The sequence below is a fragment of the Flavobacterium sp. WV_118_3 genome (assembly GCF_039778605.1).
Lineage (GTDB): Bacteria > Bacteroidota > Bacteroidia > Flavobacteriales > Flavobacteriaceae > Flavobacterium.
In genome coordinates this window covers 2,519,127-2,538,623 of record NZ_CP156060.1, presented here as the reverse complement: position 1 = coordinate 2,538,623, position 19,497 = coordinate 2,519,127, and the positions used below count along the sequence as shown (strand labels likewise).

13 protein-coding genes are annotated in these 19,497 nt (G+C 41.0%); 8 read left to right on the top strand and 5 right to left on the bottom strand.

Going from position 1 to position 19,497, the window contains the following annotated elements:
* Nucleotides 1-319 precede the first annotated feature (319 nt).
* Nucleotides 320-4,387 carry a GEVED domain-containing protein gene (locus ABFU83_RS11885; protein WP_347066186.1) on the bottom strand — a complete coding sequence of 1,356 codons (4,068 nt, stop codon included), beginning with the start codon at nucleotides 4,385-4,387 and terminating at the stop codon, nucleotides 320-322.
* Nucleotides 4,388-4,812: 425 nt separating this feature from the next.
* The gene (locus tag ABFU83_RS11880; protein ID WP_347066183.1) at nucleotides 4,813-8,883 is read right to left on the bottom strand and encodes a GEVED domain-containing protein; all 4,071 of its coding nucleotides are present in this window, start codon (nucleotides 8,881-8,883) and stop codon (nucleotides 4,813-4,815) included.
* 425 nt (nucleotides 8,884-9,308) lie between these two features.
* On the opposite strand from ABFU83_RS11880, the gene ABFU83_RS11875 reads away from it, so the two are divergent.
* The 4 genes from ABFU83_RS11875 (at nucleotide 9,309) to hemL (ending at nucleotide 14,366) form a co-directional block, all read left to right on the top strand.
* Nucleotides 9,309-11,216, top strand: coding sequence for a T9SS type A sorting domain-containing protein (locus ABFU83_RS11875; protein ID WP_347066181.1), 1,908 nt, complete (start codon nucleotides 9,309-9,311; stop codon nucleotides 11,214-11,216).
* A gap of 72 nt (nucleotides 11,217-11,288) precedes the next feature.
* Nucleotides 11,289-12,221 carry a pyridoxal-phosphate dependent enzyme gene (locus ABFU83_RS11870; protein WP_347066180.1) on the top strand — a complete coding sequence of 311 codons (933 nt, stop codon included), beginning with the start codon at nucleotides 11,289-11,291 and terminating at the stop codon, nucleotides 12,219-12,221.
* A complete protein-coding gene (locus ABFU83_RS11865) occupies nucleotides 12,214-13,080 on the top strand; it encodes a glucosaminidase domain-containing protein (protein ID WP_347066179.1) in 867 nt (288 codons plus the stop codon). The genes ABFU83_RS11870 and ABFU83_RS11865 overlap by 8 nt, the downstream gene beginning before the upstream one ends.
* The gene (hemL, locus tag ABFU83_RS11860) at nucleotides 13,080-14,366 is read left to right on the top strand and encodes a glutamate-1-semialdehyde 2,1-aminomutase (RefSeq protein ID WP_347066177.1); all 1,287 of its coding nucleotides are present in this window, start codon (nucleotides 13,080-13,082) and stop codon (nucleotides 14,364-14,366) included. The genes ABFU83_RS11865 and hemL overlap by 1 nt, the downstream gene beginning before the upstream one ends.
* Nucleotides 14,367-14,414: 48 nt before the next feature.
* On the opposite strand, the gene ABFU83_RS11855 is transcribed toward hemL, so the two are convergent.
* Complete coding sequence (locus tag ABFU83_RS11855) at nucleotides 14,415-14,741, bottom strand: hypothetical protein (RefSeq protein WP_347066175.1); 327 nt, start codon at nucleotides 14,739-14,741, stop codon at nucleotides 14,415-14,417.
* Nucleotides 14,742-14,816: 75 nt separating this feature from the next.
* Complete coding sequence (locus tag ABFU83_RS11850; RefSeq protein WP_347066173.1) at nucleotides 14,817-15,251, bottom strand: hypothetical protein; 435 nt, start codon at nucleotides 15,249-15,251, stop codon at nucleotides 14,817-14,819.
* A 168-nt stretch (nucleotides 15,252-15,419) separates the two neighbouring features.
* Here ABFU83_RS11850 and ABFU83_RS11845 point away from each other — a divergent pair, with 168 nt between their 5' ends.
* The 4 genes from ABFU83_RS11845 (at nucleotide 15,420) to ABFU83_RS11830 (ending at nucleotide 18,785) form a co-directional block, all read left to right on the top strand.
* Nucleotides 15,420-15,794 carry a hypothetical protein gene (locus ABFU83_RS11845; protein WP_347066172.1) on the top strand — a complete coding sequence of 125 codons (375 nt, stop codon included), beginning with the start codon at nucleotides 15,420-15,422 and terminating at the stop codon, nucleotides 15,792-15,794.
* Between the two features lie 80 nt (nucleotides 15,795-15,874).
* Complete coding sequence (locus tag ABFU83_RS11840) at nucleotides 15,875-16,660, top strand: MbnP family protein (RefSeq protein ID WP_347066170.1); 786 nt, start codon at nucleotides 15,875-15,877, stop codon at nucleotides 16,658-16,660.
* A gap of 59 nt (nucleotides 16,661-16,719) precedes the next feature.
* Entirely contained in the window at nucleotides 16,720-17,766 is a 1,047-nt protein-coding gene (locus ABFU83_RS11835) for a cytochrome c peroxidase (protein WP_347066168.1), read from the top strand.
* A gap of 59 nt (nucleotides 17,767-17,825) precedes the next feature.
* Nucleotides 17,826-18,785: a transporter gene (locus ABFU83_RS11830; RefSeq protein ID WP_347066167.1), complete on the top strand. Its 960-nt coding sequence runs from the start codon at nucleotides 17,826-17,828 to the stop codon at nucleotides 18,783-18,785.
* Nucleotides 18,786-19,025: 240 nt separating this feature from the next.
* Here the strand turns inward: ABFU83_RS11830 and ABFU83_RS11825 are convergent, their stop codons facing one another.
* Entirely contained in the window at nucleotides 19,026-19,424 is a 399-nt protein-coding gene (locus ABFU83_RS11825) for a hypothetical protein (RefSeq protein WP_347066165.1), read from the bottom strand.
* Nucleotides 19,425-19,497 lie beyond the last annotated feature (73 nt).

The window sequence follows — 19,497 nt, the reverse complement described above, 5'->3', positions numbered from 1 at the left end:
CGATGAAGGTTTCTGTTTAATCGATAAAGTGCATTTTTGACCTCGACATGACCTTTTATGATACAGCCTTATTTTTGATTTGTATTGTTTTTCTGATGGTTATCTGTTTTTTGGATTCGGAGATTTGGGCGGTTTGTTTTTTGCTTTTTACAAGGTTTTTCTGTGTAAAAAAAACGTAGAAAAGGGTTTGGATGGAGGAGTTTGAGGCACCATTCCAAAAGATTATTTTGTTTGAAACAAAACGAAATAAAGTGGATTTGTTACAAAATAAAAATCCCCTGAGTAAACAGGGGATTGGTCTTGAAATGTTGTTAATTGTTTAGAAAATCGTTTTTCGGTCTACGGTAGCACCGTTTTCCAATGTGATTTTTAATAATACCACGCTGGACGATTTTTTAACGTTTTTCAATATGATATCGTTTTCATTAGTGTTTTTATATTCATCGATTTTACGGCCTAAAAGATCAAAAGCTGTAATATCTTTGATTTTTTCGGTAGCCGAATGTACTGCCAATTCGTTGCCGCGTAATACTTTGATGCCGTTTTCAAGGCTAAATTCACCGGTTCCTAAAGTACTGTTCGCAAAGCGCAATACAAAACGGTTGTTGAATGTTCCGGCAGCGGAAGTAAAGGAATACGGCGCTGTTCGTAAATCAAAAATCACGTTTAGCATTTTATCTTCCAGGTAAATGGCATGGGTGTTAAAAATGCCATCCAGATGATCAATACCAATTTCATACGTGTTTTGCGAATCGGCATTAAAGCCTAATGGGATCTGATCCTGTTCGTTAAACGGTAAGGCACGGGCCTGAATGGTCAGATTCATTTCCGGGATTATTGAATAGAAGGTAACCCCGTTACCACCAAATGACTGACCGTCCAAACTTCTGTCAAAACCCATTGTAGCTTGTGCATTATAGCCAACCAAAATCTGACTAAAAGCGCCGGATTCATTAGCTAAGTTTAACCAGATACGATGTTGTTCCGGTTCGCCTCCGGCTACACTTTGTGTTTCCGGATTGATTTTGGTGGTATCGGCCGCTTTTAAAAAACTGTTATTTTGTAAACTCACGCGCATGCTATTGGTAAATTTGGCATTTCCGTTTGCCAGACCTTTAACGAAAAAGGCTTGTCCTGAAGCGATATAACGGCTTGGCAGACTTCCTCCTGTGGCAGCCGTAGCAGTTGCACCGAATTTGTTTACCGTTGCATAGTCGGCCGACGTATAATTATAGGAATACGTACCATAAAACGGACTTGGCGACAGTGCAGATGGCGGAGTGTTATGCGTCCAAAGATATACGGTACCATCCATTAAAGCACTGTTGGCAGGGTCGTTTAAAAAGCTTACAATATCGATTGCAGACGCATACGGATTACCGATCAGATTCCATTGATCATCATCTACGGTTACACTACCGCCAACATTGGCATCGGTTCCCACCGCTATGGGAATAGTGATGTCGCCATTGTTTGGTGTTCCGATAAAAGTTCCGGTATAGGTCGTTTTAGTAAGTGGATTAACACTGAAAGTTTGTGGTGCCCGTACGATATATCCGATTTTTGGATCCATAACGGTGCTGGAGCTTACTGTAGCCCAGTTTCCGCTTCCACCACTAATAGTGGGCTGCCATCTCATGTATTTATCGGATAACGTATTGGGAGATAACATTCCCAAAGTAAATCCGGAAGCTAAGGTTACCGGTGAATTCCAATAGGTATAATCGTAACGATACATCGGTTGGGTAGTACGTTTAATGTTAACAATACCGGTATTGATAGTACTGTTTACCTGTACGATGCTTGCGCTGGTATCCAGGTTAAAAGTTCCGTTTGTCACTACATTAATTGTGTTAACCACTTTAATGCCGTTTCCGGTTGGGATATCCAATCGGCCATTAGCCTGAACGGTTAGAGTTTTGGCTTGCGCTTCAAAATTAGAACCGTTTACAGTCGAATAATTCGTCGCTGGTTTAATGATTACACAATTATCATTTGCCGGTACACCCACTGGTAGCCAGTTGTTCGGATCATTCCAGTTGCCATTAATTCCCTGCCATACTTTTGTTTTGTTGGTAACAGTTACGGGTTTCGTTGCGGTACAACCATTGGTGAGCTGTACATTGGCATTAAACGACCAGTTGTTCACTTCCAGTTGGGAAGCCGATGGTTTGATATACACCACGTTTACAGCCTGATTGGTATAAGGAGTGGTACCATTGGCATCAATATAGGCATTGATCGTTGCTCCGGTCCATGTAAAATTGGACGTTAACGGACGGGTACCGGATAGTACCACATCATCAATGGCCCAACCGTCGCAGTAATCGGCTGCATAACGGAAACGTATTTTTAAATTGGCAACACCTACATAAGCGTTTAGTGGAATACTTTCGGATGCGAATTTACTGGGATAGCCTTGTGTGGAGGTATAGGTTTTTACGGTTGTCCAATTGGTTCCGTTATCGGTTGATACCTCGATATTAGCTGTTTCACCACTTCCATAGTAAGAGAAATAGTGTCTGAAATTAAGTGTCAAATCGATAAAATTAGTGGTGTTCACCGAATTGGTTGTGGTCATAATCAGAATTTTACCGGTAGTGTTTACATCCGATGTGGTAAACGCGAATTTATTGCCAACCGATCCGGAGTTGATAGCCGGTTTCCAGGTAGCCGTTGTCGTGGTAAACACACTGGTTTTTTGCTGCCATTCGGTAGTGGTAGTTCCATTACCCGATTTGGTAAAACTGCCCAATCCGGTACCTGCAAAATTTTCGTTTAACAATTCGACTACTTCCGTGCTACCGGCTGCCGAGATTTGTAAATAATCGGAATCGCCGCATATTTCCGGAGACGCCGGTGTAATGGTGATATTCGGAACCGGTTTTATTTTAGCGATAATGGGAGTACGGGTAAGCGATTCGCAAGTGCCGTTTAAGGCTGTCACATAATAAGTTGTCGTAGTACTTAACGATGGCGTTGTATAGGATGCAGCGGTTGCGCCCGAAATAGGAGAACCTCCGGTATCGGTAGTATACCAGCGATAGGATGTTACGCCCGATGATCCGGTTACCGATAAGGTTACCGGGCCTGTGCCACAAGATTCAACTGTTGGAGCACTGGTGATTTTAGCACCGCAATCCGGAATTACTTTGATCAAATAATCTTCTGTTTCACCATTGGAAAGACTTCCGCACGATGAAAACGAAGAGCTTGATAAATAAGATCGAATACGTACACGGTAATTACCGGGATTGGTTCCGGCTGGAATCACAAACCCAAATGTTGTAGAACTGACACTAATCGTAGGCGAAAAGACCGTTTCTCCGGCATCGGTAAAATCACCGTTTTTATTCCAGTCGACCCAGGCTTTAACAAATTGAGTAGTACCGGAACTTCCGGATAGTATTAACGAAATATTGATATCCGATCCGGCAATTTGCTGAGCCGGAGCAAGACTGGTATAGTCACCATAACCACCGGTACTGTAACCGGAAGTGTTGGACGCCTCCACAATAGCACCAGTAATTTTATAACTGGAAATATAATAGGTCGACGAGGTAGAAGCCGGCGTACAGTTGGTGTAGGTGTAATCCGGCGGATACCAGGAATACACCAATCCGTTGTTCGGATAACTGTTACTTCGGGTTCTGTTGGTGTTGGTGTTGGAAGTTCCGCTTGACGTATTACCATACCAGGTGCTGTTTGAACTCTGTGATCGGTTATTATAATCGGCATTGGTAAGACCTCGCAATCCTACTTCGGCATTTAATGTCGTTGTGCTGCTTGGCGAACAGGAACCATAAATGATTTGTATGATATTGGTTGTTTCGCTTAATCGGATTTGGAAATTAAAACTCCCGGACTGAGATACGCGTCGTACATTATTCCATTGTACGATAAAAGTCCGGTTTGGAGCGGTTCCGGTAGTGGTATAGGTAATTGCATTCCCGTTGTCTTTAAGATCCATCCCCAAAGCACTGATTGCTCCGTCAAAACCGGCTCCGTTTACCGAAATCGGGTTGTATCCGGCTGCATCGCCTGCTACAGTAGTTCCAAAAGTGATAAAACCATTGGACAAAATAGAACAGGTGGTGTAATTCGTGCTGTTGTAATTAAACGTAAAGCCGATAGGGATGTTAAGGGCGGCGTTATTATCCCATGAAGTGGCAATGGCGGTCGTTCCGGATATGGACGAGTAGGTCGCGGTATTTTCCGAAAAAGTATAATAACTTACCTGTGCCTGTCCGATTTGGAAGCACAATAATAAGCCGGCTACTATTTTGAATAATGGAGTGTTTTTAACGGTAAGAGGAGTTGCGTTAAAAGCACCGGAAACTTTAAAAAAGTTGCCGGTTTTTTGGTTGTTTTGGTAGCTGTTTAACATACTTGAAAATATTAAGTGGTTCATTTTCAATACTAATTTAGCTACTAAAAAGGGGGTGATAAATGCGTTTTGACCGAATTTCGATAAAGGTTTCCGTTTAATCGATAAAGTACGTTTTTGTCTACTTTTTGACCTTTTGTTTCCGCATGTTAATTGTGATTTTGAGTATGTTTTTTGTATTTATTTATGATTTTTGGTTTTAAAATAATAGTGTTAATTGTTTTTAGGTGTTTATTTTTTAATTTAAGAAAGTGCTTTTTTTAGCGAAAAGTACCAGAATAGCAGGTGTAGGAAGCTATAAACAGATCGGATTTTAATATGCCTAAAAAGTTTAGATTGCAGAAAGAATAATAGCAAAGTTGCGATATAAAAAAAGACATCCTTTACGAAACAGAGGATGTCTTTTACTTTATTCATTAAAAATTTTAGAAAATTATTTTTCGATGCAGTATGCTATTGTCATCCAATGTTATTTTGAGGAGTAATATGCCAAACGTTTTTTTTATGTTTTTCAAAACAACTTCATTAGCGGAAACATTATAATATTGACCGATTTTACGACCTAGTAGGTCATATATGACAATATCTTTAATTTTTTTGGATGCTGAGCTTATGGTCAGTTCCTCTCCGCGTATGATTTTGATGATACTCTCCTGACTAAACTCCGGGGTGTTTAAAGAGTTACTGTTAAAACGAAGTACAAAACGGTTATTGTGAACCCCGGCTTCTGAAATAAAAGTATAGGGTGTAATTCGGAGGTCATGTATGCTGTCGAGTAATTTGTCTTCCAGATAAATTGTATGAGTATTGAAAATGCCGTCCACATGATCAATTCCGATTTGGTATTTGTCATGTGCGGTGGCATGATACCCCAAAGGAATCTGATCCTGATCGTTAAAGGGTAACGGACGTGCCTGTATGGTTAGATGCTTATCCGGGATGGTTGAATAGAATGTGACATGGTTTCCACCAAATAATTCGCCATCCAGTCCGCGGTCAAATGCCATGGAGGCATCCGAATGATACCCTACCAGGATCTGGCTAAACGCACCGGATTCGTTTGCTAAATTCAGCCAGATACGGTGTTCTGTAGGAGCAGGAGTATCCTGAGGTTGACTTTTGAGAGTCGTTTGGGGATGCTGAGCAGCTTTCATAAAGTTGTCATTCCGGCTACTCACCCGCATATAGTTGGCGAATTTAACATTTCCGTTAGCAAGACCTTTTACAAAAAAAGATTGACAGGAAGCGATAAAGCGGCTTGGATAGGAACCTCCGGTTGTTGCTGTAGCAGTTGCTCCAAATCGATTAACAGTAGCATAATCGGCCTCGGTATAATTATAAGTAAAAGAACCGTAAAAAGGATTTGGATTTGCTTCCGATGTTGGGGAGTTATGCGTCCACAGGTAAATAGTGCCGTCCAAAAGCGAACTGTTATCCAGATCGTTGAGAAAAGAGAGCACATCAATAGCCGAAGGATAGGGATTTCCAATTAAATTCCATTGATCGTCATTTGCTGTCACATTCCCGCCCACATTGGCATCAGTTCCGACCGCAATGGGAACAAGGATGTCACCATTGTTGGGAGTACCGCTAAAAGTTGCGATATAGTGAATTTTGTTGGCCGGATTGGGATCGAACGTTTGTGGCGCACGAACGATATATCCCATTGTAGGATCCATTGGAGTTGCAGGACTAAGCGTGATCCAGTTGCCATTACCTCCGTTAATTGTTGGTTCCCAACGCATATATTTATCTGATAAGGTATTGGGCGACAACATGGCGAGCGTATACCCGGAGTTTAGTGTAACGGGCGAATTCCAATAGGTGTAATCATAACGGGACATAGGCTGGGTAATCCGTCTGATCGTGACCATTCCGGAGTTGGGAACGTCATTCTCCTGGATTATTCCGGAATTATTGCCAACATTGAAAATACCATCACTTTCCACATTGATGGTATTGACCACCCGGATGCTATTGCCATCGGGAATTTCCAGATGACCATTTGGTTTAATCGTTACACTCTTTGACTGAGCCTCAAAATTGGTGCCGGTAATAGTGGGATAACTCCCGGCAGGTTTAATGATCACGCAATTAACATCGGTAGGAGTGCCCAATGGAAGCCAGTTGTACGGATCATTCCAGTTACCCGTGTAACCCTGCCATACTTTCGATCTGTTATTCACGGTTAGAAATTGTGAAGCGGTACAGCCATTGGTTAGTGCTATATTGGCGGTAAAAGACCAGCTGTTTACCTCCAGTTGGGAATCGGTAGGTTTTATATATACCACATTGGTCGGTTGGGAAATATAGGGAATGGTACCATTCGGATCAATAAAGGCATTAATAATTGCCCCGGTCCATGTGAAATTGGAAGTTAGCGGTCGGGTACCAAATAAAACGATGTCGTCAACGGCCCATCCGTCGCTATAATTGGCAGCATAACGGAAACGGATTTTTAGATTAGCCACATTTATATATCCATTTAACGGAATACTTACAGCAGCAAATTTACTGGGATATCCCTGACTGGAGGAAAAGGTTCTTACGGTTGTCCAGCTGGCTCCGTTGTCTGTCGAGATATCAATGTTGGCTGTTTCGCCTCCATCATAGAAAGAAAAATAATGTCTGAAAGTAAGAGTCAGGTCGATGAAATCGATTGTGCTAAACGAATTGGAGGTAGTCATGATCAGGTTTTTACCATTCCCGACAACATCAGACGTGGTAAAAGCAAATTTATTACCAATGCCTCCGGAATTTATGGCTGGTTTCCAGGCAGTGGTAACGGTGGTATACACACTGGTTTTTTGTTGCCATTCGGTTACCGAATTTCCGTTTCCGGATTTGATAAAACTTCCTAAGCCGGAACCTTCAAAGTCTTCGTTTAAGAGTTCCACGATTTCGGTACTTCCGGCAGCCGAAATCTGAAGGAGATCCTTGTCGCCACATATTTCAAGGGTTGTAGGCGAAATGGTAATATTTGGAACCGGTTTTATTTGGGCAATAATAGGCGTGCGGGTTAGTGATTCACAGTTGCCGTTTAGCGCAGTAACATAATAAGTAGTCGTAGTACTTAGTACAGGAGTGGTGTAGGTAGCTGTGGTTGCGTCTGGAATTGGAGAACCTCCGGTTTCGGTGGTATACCAGGCGTAAGAAGAAGCACTTGGAGATCCGGTTACCGATAAAGTTACCGGTTCGGCGCCACAAATGGTTACAGTTGGGGCATCGGTTATTTTGGCAGGGCAATCTGGAATGACTTTTATAATATAGTCTTCTGTTTCACCATTTGTCTGATTGCCACAAGGGGAAGGGTTGTTGAATAAACTGGCCCGGATTCGCAAACGATAATTCCCCGGATTAGTTCCGACAGGAATAACAAAGCCAAATGTAGTCGAGTTAACAGAAACCGAAGAAGAAAAAACGGTATCGCCAGTATCGGTAAAGTCTCCGTTTTTATTCCAGTCGACCCATGCTTTGATATATTGTGTTGGAAACGGTACCGGGCCACTTGCAACAGCGATCGAAATATTAATATCGGATCCGGGGATTTGTTGCGCAGGTGTTCGTCCGGTATAATTAGCGTATCCACCGGAAGTGAATCCGGAATTATTTGACGCTTCAACAATAGATCCGGTGATTCTGAAACTAGAGATGTAGTAGGTCGAAAAATCTGAAGACGGATTACAACTGGCAGTAGTATAATCAGGAGGATACCAGGTGTATGTTAAACCATTATTAGGATAGCTGTTATCTTGAGTTATACAGGTGTCGGTATTGGAAGTTCCTGGATTGGTGCTGCCATACCAGACAGCATTGGTGTTCTGGATCCTGTTATTGTAATCGCTGTTGGAAGCGCCTCGTAGTCCTACTTCTGCATACAAAGGGGTTGAGCCGTTAGGAGAACAAGAACCGTATACGATTTGTATTAGGTTGCTGCTTTCTTTTAATTGGATCTGGAAGTTAAAATTTCCCGATTGCCCAATTCTCCGAACATTTGCCCATTGTATGATCAGGGTTCGGAAAGGAGAAGAACCAGTAGTGGTATAGGTAATGGGAGATCCATTGTCCCGGATATCCATAGTCAGAGCGCTAATGGCTCCGCTAAAACCAACACCATTCACTGAAATGGGATTGTAACCCAGAGCATCATTAGGAACGGTAGTCCCAAACGTGATAAAACCATTTGACAGAACCGAAAATGTAGTGTAATTTGTACCATCATAATTAAAAGTAAAACCAATAGGGAGGTCAATAGCTGAGGCATTATCCCATGGAGCCGCTATTGCGGTTGTGCCACTTATGGAACTATAGGCCGAAATGCGTTCCGAGAAGTTATAATAACGCACCTGTGAGTGTCCGGTATGGAAGCATAATGATAGGCCTGTTATTGCATAAAATAACAACATGTTTTGAATTTTCGAAGCAATAACATAAAATCGAACGAGAACTTTTGAAAAGCCACTCGAACCTCTTTCTTTTTTGTAGCTGTTTGACATATATTTAAGTGTTAAGTTGTTCATTATCAGTTCTAATGTAGTAATTAAAAACAGCTTTTAAAGAGGGCTTTGAATGAATTTCGATAAAGGATTTTGTTTAATCGATAAAGTACGATCTTGAAAAAAAAGGAAAAAAAGGGGTGAGTGTAAACCTGCGATTTATCTTATTTTTTTAGTTAAAAAAGAGATTATTTTAGAGCTATTGTTATAAAATTATTTGTGTTAAAATAATTTTTTATGATAAAAAATAATTAATTTTAATGAATAAGGGAAGTGTCGTGGAGTTGGTATTGTGATGATTGTAAAAAGGAAGGTGGATTATAGGTGAGATGACAATTTTATCCCTTTTTTGTGACAGTTTATCCCTTGATAATAGATGACGAGTTTAATAGTGTATATTTATAACTACTTAAAAAACAATGATCATGTTACGAAAAGGTCTTTTACTTATAACAGTATTGGGTAGTACTTGTTTAAGTTATGCCCAGGTTTATGTAAGTCCCAGCAGTTATGTTTTTGTAAATAATGAATTACTATTTGTAAAACAGGATGTGGTTTTGGCCTCAACAGCCGGAAATGAGGGCAATATTTTTCTTAGGAGAAACGGACAATTACTACAGGGAGTAGCAGGGAGTACTGTAAATAGCGGAGGAGGAAAAATTTCTGTTTTTCAGGAAGGAACATCCGATAATTACGACTATAACTACTGGTGTTCTCCGGTTGGGAGTATTGCTTCCGGACAGGAAAGTTTTCTTGGGAATGTAAATGGAAATGTAAACAATCTTTTTTATCGGGCAGTTGATATTACCAATAGTACAACGGCAACTATTCTGCCTTGGGGATCCCATGACGGACAGGCCAATCCACTGAGTATTTCTTCCCGCTGGTTATGGAAATTTATCAATGGTACGACATATTCCCAATGGGTTCATGTGGGTAACGGTCAGCCAATTGCTCCGGGTGAAGGCTTTACAATGAAAGGAACAGCCGGTACAGATGCCAATAATGTAGACGGGATTGTAGCGAATAATCCGGGTAGCCGGCAACGAATCGATTTTAGAGGACGTCCCAATGATGGCAATATTATAATCCCTTGTCTCGTAGGACAACAAACTTTAACCGGAAATCCATACCCTTCGGCAATTGATTTGAGTTATTTTCTGTTGGATAATACAGCCTGTAGTGGTACTGCCCAGTTTTGGGAACAGGACAAAACAGTAAATTCGCATACACTGGCAAATTACAAAGGCGGTTATGGAACATTCTCACCAGCAGCAACACTTTCGCAGGTAACAGCCGGTACGGCCGGAATGGGAATTTATACTCCTGCGATTTTTTACTCGTATGATTCAGGCGGAAATCAGGGGCCGATAGCTTCAACTCCCGGTAATCAATATAAAAGACGCTTTTCTCCTGTCGGGCAAGGATTTCTTATCACAGGAGCGGGTGTGGGTGTAGTGACGATGCGAAATCAGTACCGTGTTTTTGTAAAGAAAGGAGCGGCGAATAACTCAGAATTTGAAAGAAATGTAACTCCGGCAACATTGGCAAATGTGAATGCGACTTCTTATGATCCGCATGTGGCAGAACTGGCCTTTCCGGTAGTTTTATCGGTTTCCGGTATCGACTATACCACCGAATCGATCCGACCACAACCACAGGTTCGTATGAATACGCTAATCGATAATCAGGGAGTTCGGCAAAGTGTAATCGGTTTCCATCCTGAAGCTACCGATGGTGTCGACAGAGGAATGGATGCGATTTCTTCCGATGATGGATTGCCTTCGGACATGTTTTTTGTAATTGATGATAAAGAATACATAATCAACATGGTGGCTTTTGATGAAAATAAGCGTCTTCCGCTTGGTTTTAAAAATACAGCGCCGGCAAATTATAAAATAACGGTACAGGAAATTATTAATGCCGATGATGTCGAAAATGTATACCTGCACGATAAAGTAAACAACCTGTATTATGATATTAAAAATGGGGTACATGAGTTGAATTTACCTGCTGGAACAAATAAAACAGGTTACGAAATTACCTTTAAACGGGATAGTAATCTGGGATTGGGTGAAAATATTAAAAATAGTTTCCAGGTATATCAGAACAATTCCGAACATGCTTTACAGGTTTCCAATCCAATGGCTTTAGATTTGAGCGCAATAGTTTTATACGATGTGGTTGGAAAAGTTATCTTCGAAAAAACGAAACTGGGTAATAATACATCCTATTCATTTCCAACGGCAAACCTGAGTGATGGAATATATATAGTAAAAATGGTTACAACGGATAATCAGGAAATAAGTAAAAAAATCATAATAAAAAATTAAAATTTATAGATGATATTTAAAAACAGCTCCGTATTTGGAGCTGTTTTTGTTTAAAATGATATTTTTGCAATTATGAAAAGTTACAACCAGGTATTGCCTTTTTCATTTCCGGACGGAATTACGCTTACGGTAAAAAGAGAAGACCGGGTGCATCCTTTTTTATCCGGAAATAAATACCGGAAAATGAAGTACAATCTCGAGCAGGCCCGAAAGGAAGGCTATACAAAGTTGTTGACTTTCGGTGGGGCATTTTCAAATCATATCGCAGCGGTAGCGGCGGCAGGAGCACATTTCGGATTGGAAACCATTGGTGTGATACGCGGCGAAGAGCTGGAAAGCGAAATAGAAGCCAATGCAACCTTGCGTTTGGCGCAGGAACAAGGCATGAAATTTGATTTTGTATCGCGGGAAAGCTATCGCGCTAAAGAGGATCTGATTTTTTTAGAGAAACTCAAGGAAAAGTACGGTGCTTTTTACCTGTTGCCCGAAGGCGGAACCAATACGTTGGCGGTAAAAGGATGTGAGGAAATATTAGAAACAACCGATAAGACACAATTTACCCATATTTGCTGTGCCGTGGGAACCGGAGGGACTATTTCAGGTTTGATCAATTCCTGTGGAGAAAATCAAAAAGTAATTGGCTTTCCGGCGTTAAAAGGTTCGTTTTTATCTGATGAGATTTGTAAATTTGTAAACAACGACCGTTGGGAACTGATAAATGACTATCATTTTGGAGGTTATGCAAAAATAAATGAGGATCTGATTCGTTTTAATAATGACTTCTACGCTCAGACAGCGGTGTTGTTAGATCCGGTATATACCGGGAAAATGGTCTATGGAATAATAGATCGGATTAAAAAAGGATATTTCCCTGGCGGATCCACAATTTTAATGATTCACACCGGAGGATTACAAGGGATTGAAGGAATGAATAAGATACTGGCTCGGAAAAAGATGCCGTTGCTTATAGAAAATATAGTCTGTAAAAAAGAGAATAATGATTAAAAAAATTTGCCTGCTGCTAACGCTTGTATTGCTTTATAGCTGCGGATCTTCGTCAAAAGTACGTACGACACCAACGAAGATTACGACAACCAAGAAAAACACAACAGTAAAAACACACTCGGGTTCAACGAGAACCAATGCTTCATCTTCGGAAAATTCCAAACCATCGGAAGTTCTCGAAGCGACTTCAAAGATAAAAGTAACGACTGAGATCGTAAATGCCTATATCGGTAAGTTTAACGAAACCGCAAAAGAAAACATGCGAAATCATGGTGTTCCGGCGAGTATCACACTGGCTCAGGGGATTTTGGAATCCGGTGCCGGAGTGGGAACCTTATGCGTAAAAGCAAACAACCATTTCGGAATCAAATGTCATACCGGTTGGACGGGAGATAGTGTACGCCATGACGATGATTCCGAACAGGAATGTTTTCGTAAATATAGTGACCCGGCCGAATCGTTTCGGGATCATTCATTATTCCTGACAACCAGAAGCCGTTATTCGGCCTTGTTTAAATTGCCAAAAGGCGATTATGTAGCCTGGGCAAAAGGACTTAAAAGTGCCGGATATGCCACCGATCCGAAATACCCGGAAAAATTAATCGGACTTATCGAGCGTTACGAACTCTACAAATACGACTCGGAAGTTATTGGTGGTGGCTATACAAAACCGGTGATCAAAAAAGATACCGCTACGGTAAATGCTGAAGTAAGCGGATCGACTTATAAAGTAGCACAAGGGGATACACTATATTCCATTTCCAGAAAATTCAATGTAACGGTAGACGAATTGATAAAAATCAATAATCTTACCTCAAACGCAATAGCAATAGGACAAATCATAAAAGTAAAATCATAATGTTATATACAAGAAGCAGTCAGCTGTTTGCTGAAGCGTCAGAAGTGTTACCGGGCGGTGTGAATTCACCCGTTCGTGCCTTTAAATCGGTTGGAGGAACACCAATTTTTGCCAAAGAAGCCAAGGGGGCCTATTTGTATGATGAAGATGGAAATCGTCTTATCGATTATATCAATTCCTGGGGACCGATGCTTTTAGGGCATGCCTATGAACCCGTAGTAACGGCAGTAATTGAAAAAGCAAAAAAAGGAACCTCATTCGGAATGCCAACAGAATTGGAAACGGAAATCGCCAAACTGGCCATTTCGATGGTACCCGGAATCGAGAAAATCCGATTTGTAAATTCCGGAACCGAAGCCTGTATGAGTGCTGTCCGACTGGCACGTGGTTTTACCAATCGCGATAAAATCATAAAATTTGCCGGATGTTACCACGGTCATTCCGATTCGTTCCTGATTCAGGCCGGAAGCGGCGCCATTACATTTGGAGCTCCAAACAGTCCCGGAGTAACACAGGGAACCGCAAAAGATACTCTTTTGGCCCGTTACAACGATCTGGATAATGTACGTTCGCTGTTGGAAGCCAATAAAAACGAAATCGCGGCCATTATTATAGAACCGGTTGCCGGAAATATGGGATGTGTGCCGCCACAGGAAGGCTTTTTAAAAGGATTGCGGGCACTTTGCGACGAACATGGGGCTTTGTTGATATTTGATGAGGTAATGACCGGATTTCGTCTGTCAAAAGGTGGTGCACAGGAATTGTTCGGAATTAACGCCGATATCGTAACATTTGGAAAAGTAATCGGTGGTGGTTTGCCGGTGGGTGCTTTTGCCGCACGAAATGAAATTATGAATTATCTGGCGCCATTAGGACCGGTATACCAGGCGGGAACTTTGTCCGGAAATCCGTTGGCAATGGCGGCAGGTTTGGCCATGTTACAGGATATCAATACCAATGAAGGACTTTTTGAACGATTGGAACAAAAAACGGCTTATCTGGAAAAAGGAATCCGTGAACAGTTGGAAAAAGCAGGTGTTGTATTTACGATTAATCGTGTCGGTTCAATGATTTCGGTTCATTTTGACGAAAGACCGGTAGTGGATTTCGATACCGCTAAAAATGGCGATAATGAAAGCTTTAAAAAATTCTTCCACGGATTGTTACAGGAAGGAATCTATATCGCACCGTCGGCCTATGAAACCTGGTTTATTACAGATGCATTGACCTACGAAGATCTCGATTTTACAATTGCAGCCGTAGGAAAAGTAGCCGCGACACTTTAAAAGAAAATAGCTATAAACGAAAAACGCACCTTTACGGTGCGTTTTTTATTATTCGGAAACCAGTTGTTTTACCAACTTCGGATTCGCGTCCAGTTTTTGAAGTTGTGCTTGTGTTAAAGGGGCACGTAAATAGTGATCCACCACTTTTACCAACTCTTTTTTTCGTCCTTCCGACAACTCCGGGCTCAGATTTTGATGTTTCATTACCAATCCTTTTTCGATCTCAACTTTTTGTGCATCAGATAGTGGGATATATGCGGTAAGTGCCGTGATGTCGTTTTGAACTTTTTTAGCGATTTCTTTTTGACGATCCTGCGCATTGGCAGCTACCGAAAAGGAAACAATCATAAAAAATAACGCAATAAATTTTTTCATTGTCAGATAGATTGGCTGATTATAGAGCCAAAGCTAATTTATTTTGCGATATATTGCTAAAAAAACAATCAAAAATTATTCAGGAGCATTGTTTTTAAAGTTTCGGGTTCTTTTTGTGATTTTTTCCTGGCGCATTTCACTCTGTTTTTCCCATTTCTCCATCTGACCGGAATTCAGGATTTTTTTCATTTCGCCTTTAAACGCAATTTTGTCGTCCATACGTTTGTTTTGAAGCGCAAAACGTTCGTCGGCAGTCATCTCTTTGTAATTTTTTCGGACATCACCCTGTGTAGCTCGTGCTTCTTCGCGTTTTTTGCTCTGATCCATTAATAGCTTTTCAACCTCTTTTTGTTGTTTGGCTGTCAGATCCAGATCCAAAGTCATTTTTTTAACCTGTAACTGTACTTGTCGTTCCGGAGCCATACGCTCGCGACCACCTCTCGATTCTTTTTCCTGTGCAAAGCCTAACATAGTTGCGCAAAGGCAAACGGCTAAAACTAATTTTTTCATAATGCTTTTCTTTTAAAGTTGTTACGATGCTTTGACCGCGGGAATTTCAAAAGGTTTAAAACCTGTCGCTCTAAATAAAAGTTAAAAAAAGGCTGAAATGTTGGACTTCTGTTAAAATAGAGCCGGATATTTTTTGGAGTTACCATTTTTGGGGGTTACCTTTGCCACGTGAAAAAAGGAATTGTAATACTCGTTTTTTTTGTCCTCTTTAAACCGATATTGCCGGTTTTTGAGTATATGATCAATTACGAATATATTACGAAAACCCTTTGTGAAAACAAAGCCAAACCTCAAATGGCCTGTAACGGAAAATGTCACCTGATGAAAGAGCTGGCCAAAGCTTCCGAATCGGAAAAACCGTTGTCTACCGACAAAAAAAATGTAAGAGCCGAAGTAGAAGTGCTCTTTTGCGAAATCCAGAAAAACTTTGATTTTAATCCGGCGTCAGTAACCGAAAAAGTTGCGGAAAACTTTTCGTATACCAATCTGTACCAACATCTGAACGTGGAAGGAATCTTCCATCCGCCGGCATTTATTTTTTAAAATTCAACCCGTTTAAGCGTTTTTTCTTTTTGACAGGAAGTCAAGAGGATCGCTATGTCGTATTTTAAAAAATAAAAAAAATGAAATTCAAATTATTAAACACTGTTATAGCGGTAGCATTGGCTATTGCATTGGGATCTTGTAGTACTGATAACGATGTGGTAAACTCCACCGAAGGAAGCGGAAGCTTAAAAATAAAATTTGACCACCGTTATGGGGATGTCGATTTTATCATGGGCGCGCCGTATACCACCTCTCAGGGTGAGACGATTAAAGTAGATAACATCAAATATATTGTAAGCAATATTGTGCTGACAAAAGAAGATGGATCGGTCTATGTATACCCAAAAAGCAAAAGCTATTTTATTATAAAAGAACAAACGCCAAGTTTGTTTACCATCGAATTAACCGATGTTCCGGCGGGGAATTATAAAACCGTAAAATTCGGTATTGGTGTCGATCAGGAGCAATTTAACTTAGGAGCTGCCGGTCAGGGCGATTTTCTGGCACAAGCACAATCCGAAGGCATGATGTGGTCGTGGAGTGCGGGTTATAAATTCCTGGCTTTCGAAGGTAATTTTACCTCGGCTACCGTAACCGATCCGACACTATTTAAAGTACATACGGGACAAACCGGAACGAACTATAACTACACAGAAGTTTCCTTAAACATGCCGGATAAAGCATTGGTACGACCAACCATTACCCCGCAGGTTCACGTGATGGCCGATTTGTCGAAAATCCTGGATGGAGCCACAAAAATCAACTTGTCACCACAACCAAATATCATGGGTGGTGCTGTTTTGGCTTCGATTACAGCCAATGTGGCTACCATGTTTTCTGTTGATCACGTTCATAATGACTAAATAAAATCAAAAAAGCTGTCGGTAGTGACTATTGACAGCTTTTTGAAAAACAAATCATTATGAAAAGAATCAGAACACTACTATTCCTGTTGCTGCCGTTTTTATGGAGCTGCTCGAATGATGATAGTCCTGAAGCCTACCAAAACATTCCGATCGATTTTAAAGCACCGACCAATTTCCCGGCCTTGAGCTATAATTTGCAAAACAATCCGCTAACGGAAAAAGGTTTTGAATTAGGGAAAAAACTGTTTTACGACGGTCGACTGGCATCGGACGGATTGGTATCCTGTGGTTTTTGTCACATTCAGGAAGATGCGTTTACACATCACGGACATTCTTTTAGTCATGGTGTGGGCGATAATATCGGAACCCGTAATGCACCACCGATCCAAAACCTCGCTTTTCAGCGGGCTTATATGTGGGACGGAGCAACAACACATCTGGATTTACAACCGTTGATTCCGCTAACCAGTGAAATCGAAATGAACGGGAATCTGGCGGAAATTGTCAGTATGATGAAAGGCGATGCGACCTATCAGAAACTATTCAGACAGGCGTTTCCCGACGGAATGATCAATTCTGAAAACATGCTCAAAGCATTGGGGCAATTTATGGTCATGTTGACCTCGTCCAATTCAAAATTTGACAAATTCAGAAGAGGAGAACCGGGCGGGACTTTAAGCGCTGACGAACAGGATGGCTATGGGATTTTTAAGCAAAAATGTGCCGGTTGTCATGCTACGGATTTATTTACCGATGATACCTATCGTAATAACGGTTTACCGATTAACCCGATGATCAATGATGTGGGGCGCTACCGCGTAACCGAGTTGCCACAGGATAATTACAAATTTAAAGTGCCAAGTTTGCGGAATATCGAAAAAACGGCACCTTATATGCACGACGGACGTTTTTCGACACTGGAAGCGGTTTTAAATCACTATTCCAACGGTGTGTTGGATTCGCCTACATTGGATCCGGCATTAAAGGCTAATGGCGCTTTAGGAATTCCGTTAACGGCAACTGAAAAAACGAAACTTGTAGCCTTTTTGAAAACACTAACGGACCACGAGTTTTTAACGGATCGCCGGTTTTCGGAATTTTAAAAATAACAAACACTTTTCTAAATTTTAGAAATAAGATTTGGATTGAAAAGAAAAATAAAATGAAAAAATATTGTCTATTAGTAGTACTTTTTTGGAGTGTGTTTACCTACGCGACAGAGAAGGATAGTTTGGGGATAAATCCGTATCAAAACTATTTTCGCTCACTCGAATATTTCGAAGAATGTGATGCCTGTGGTTGTTCGGCCAGTGGTGGAAGTCTGGGGTTTTCGTCGATGCTGAATACCAATTTTGTAGGGATACGCTATTTTAACCAGCGGTATAAAAGTAACGACGGATTGTTTTCGGATTCGCCGTGGTATGAAGAGAATTTTAATACCATTCAGGTGTGGGGACGCATTCCGATTGTGAAAAAAGTTCAGGTTTCCGTATTGGTGCCGTATCATTTTCATAATCGGGAAACCGTAACCGGCAAGCAGGATATATCCGGTTTGGGCGACCTTACGGTATTGGGGATGTACACGGTATATGAAACGGTTAAAGATAGCGCAGTGTTTTCGCATTCGATACAATTAGGTGCCGGAGTAAAAGCGCCTACTGGAAAATATCGCGAATTTACCAATGGAAGTGTAAACCCGAGTTTTCAGGTGGGAACCGGAAGTTGGGATTATATTTTTGCGACAGAATATGTGTTAAAAAAGGGGGCTCTCGGATTAAACACTATGGGGAGTTATACCGTTAAAACTGAAAATGAGAAATATTATCGTTTCGGAAATCAGTTTAATTATTCGTCAACAGTATTCTATTTTTTAAATAGTGAGAAGTATGTATTTGTACCGCAATTGGGTGTTGCCGGAGAAGTGTACGGGAACAATTATCAATACAAACAATTGCTTCGAAATACGGCGGGAGATATCCTTTTTGGAAAAGCGGGAATCGAGATCGGACGGGATAAGTTTTCGTTTGGCGCCAATCTGATGGTACCGATAAATCAAAATCTTACCGGTGGCAGAGTGGAAGCACAATACCGTTGGAGTGTGAACTTAAATTATACTTTATGATTTACACCAGACAGGTTTTTTAATACAACGCTGATAAACCTGTCAGGTGTTTTTGGATAAGTGTCGCCAGATAGGTTTTTCGAGGCGAGAACAGAAATCTGTCTGATATAGTAAATACAAACACCTGACAGTTTTTAAGTGAGAAAATGCTAAGACGGTCAGGTGTAGGCAACCGGATTAAAGTATAATCCGGTTTAGTGTAACAGAAACAGGCTGTCTCGAAAAAGAGGCAGCTTTTTTTTAAGGCTTATTTTGGGTAGTTGCTTTTTGCGGTTGATTTTGGAATCGTTTTTTATAAACGGCATCCCATTTGTCTTGCTGTTCCTGAGTGAGAATTGCTTTTAGATTCGTTTTCAGGGTTTTTAGACTTTCGATATATTCGGTTTTTAAAGCCTGATTTTCTTCCGGTTTAGCCGATTGTAGGCGTACTTTAATATCGTCGGTTTTTCGGTTATTTTCCGTGAGTACTTTTTCGAGTTGTTGCTGTTGTGTGGTCGTCAGGTTAAGATCGGTTGTCATACGTCTGACTTCCAGTTTGGCTTTTTGTTCTGCCGTCAGGGTTGGTTGCGCCTGTTCGGACGACTGGGCGTAGGTTGCCAGTGATAAAAAACTTACAATCAGGATAAAGAATGCTTTCATAATCCTATCGGTTTAAGTGGTAAACTCCGTGATATGTCTATTAAAAGTAAGGAATAAAACCGAAAAGGATGAT

Excerpts from the sequence above, each read along its gene's own strand:
- ABFU83_RS11825 (WP_347066165.1), bottom strand. The coding sequence starts at position 19,424 with ATGAAAGCATTCTTTATCCTGATTGTAAGTTTTTTATCACTGGCAACC.
- ABFU83_RS11830 (WP_347066167.1), top strand. The coding sequence starts at position 17,826 with ATGAAAAAATATTGTCTATTAGTAGTACTTTTTTGGAGTGTGTTTACC.
- ABFU83_RS11885 (WP_347066186.1), bottom strand. The coding sequence starts at position 4,387 with ATGTTAAACAGCTACCAAAACAACCAAAAAACCGGCAACTTTTTTAAA.
- hemL (WP_347066177.1), top strand. The coding sequence starts at position 13,080 with ATGTTATATACAAGAAGCAGTCAGCTGTTTGCTGAAGCGTCAGAAGTG.
- ABFU83_RS11855 (WP_347066175.1), bottom strand. The coding sequence starts at position 14,741 with ATGAAAAAATTTATTGCGTTATTTTTTATGATTGTTTCCTTTTCGGTA.
- ABFU83_RS11840 (WP_347066170.1), top strand. The coding sequence starts at position 15,875 with ATGAAATTCAAATTATTAAACACTGTTATAGCGGTAGCATTGGCTATT.
- ABFU83_RS11875 (WP_347066181.1), top strand. The coding sequence starts at position 9,309 with ATGTTACGAAAAGGTCTTTTACTTATAACAGTATTGGGTAGTACTTGT.
- ABFU83_RS11850 (WP_347066173.1), bottom strand. The coding sequence starts at position 15,251 with ATGAAAAAATTAGTTTTAGCCGTTTGCCTTTGCGCAACTATGTTAGGC.
- ABFU83_RS11835 (WP_347066168.1), top strand. The coding sequence starts at position 16,720 with ATGAAAAGAATCAGAACACTACTATTCCTGTTGCTGCCGTTTTTATGG.
- ABFU83_RS11865 (WP_347066179.1), top strand. The coding sequence starts at position 12,214 with ATGATTAAAAAAATTTGCCTGCTGCTAACGCTTGTATTGCTTTATAGC.
- ABFU83_RS11880 (WP_347066183.1), bottom strand. The coding sequence starts at position 8,883 with ATGTCAAACAGCTACAAAAAAGAAAGAGGTTCGAGTGGCTTTTCAAAA.
- ABFU83_RS11870 (WP_347066180.1), top strand. The coding sequence starts at position 11,289 with ATGAAAAGTTACAACCAGGTATTGCCTTTTTCATTTCCGGACGGAATT.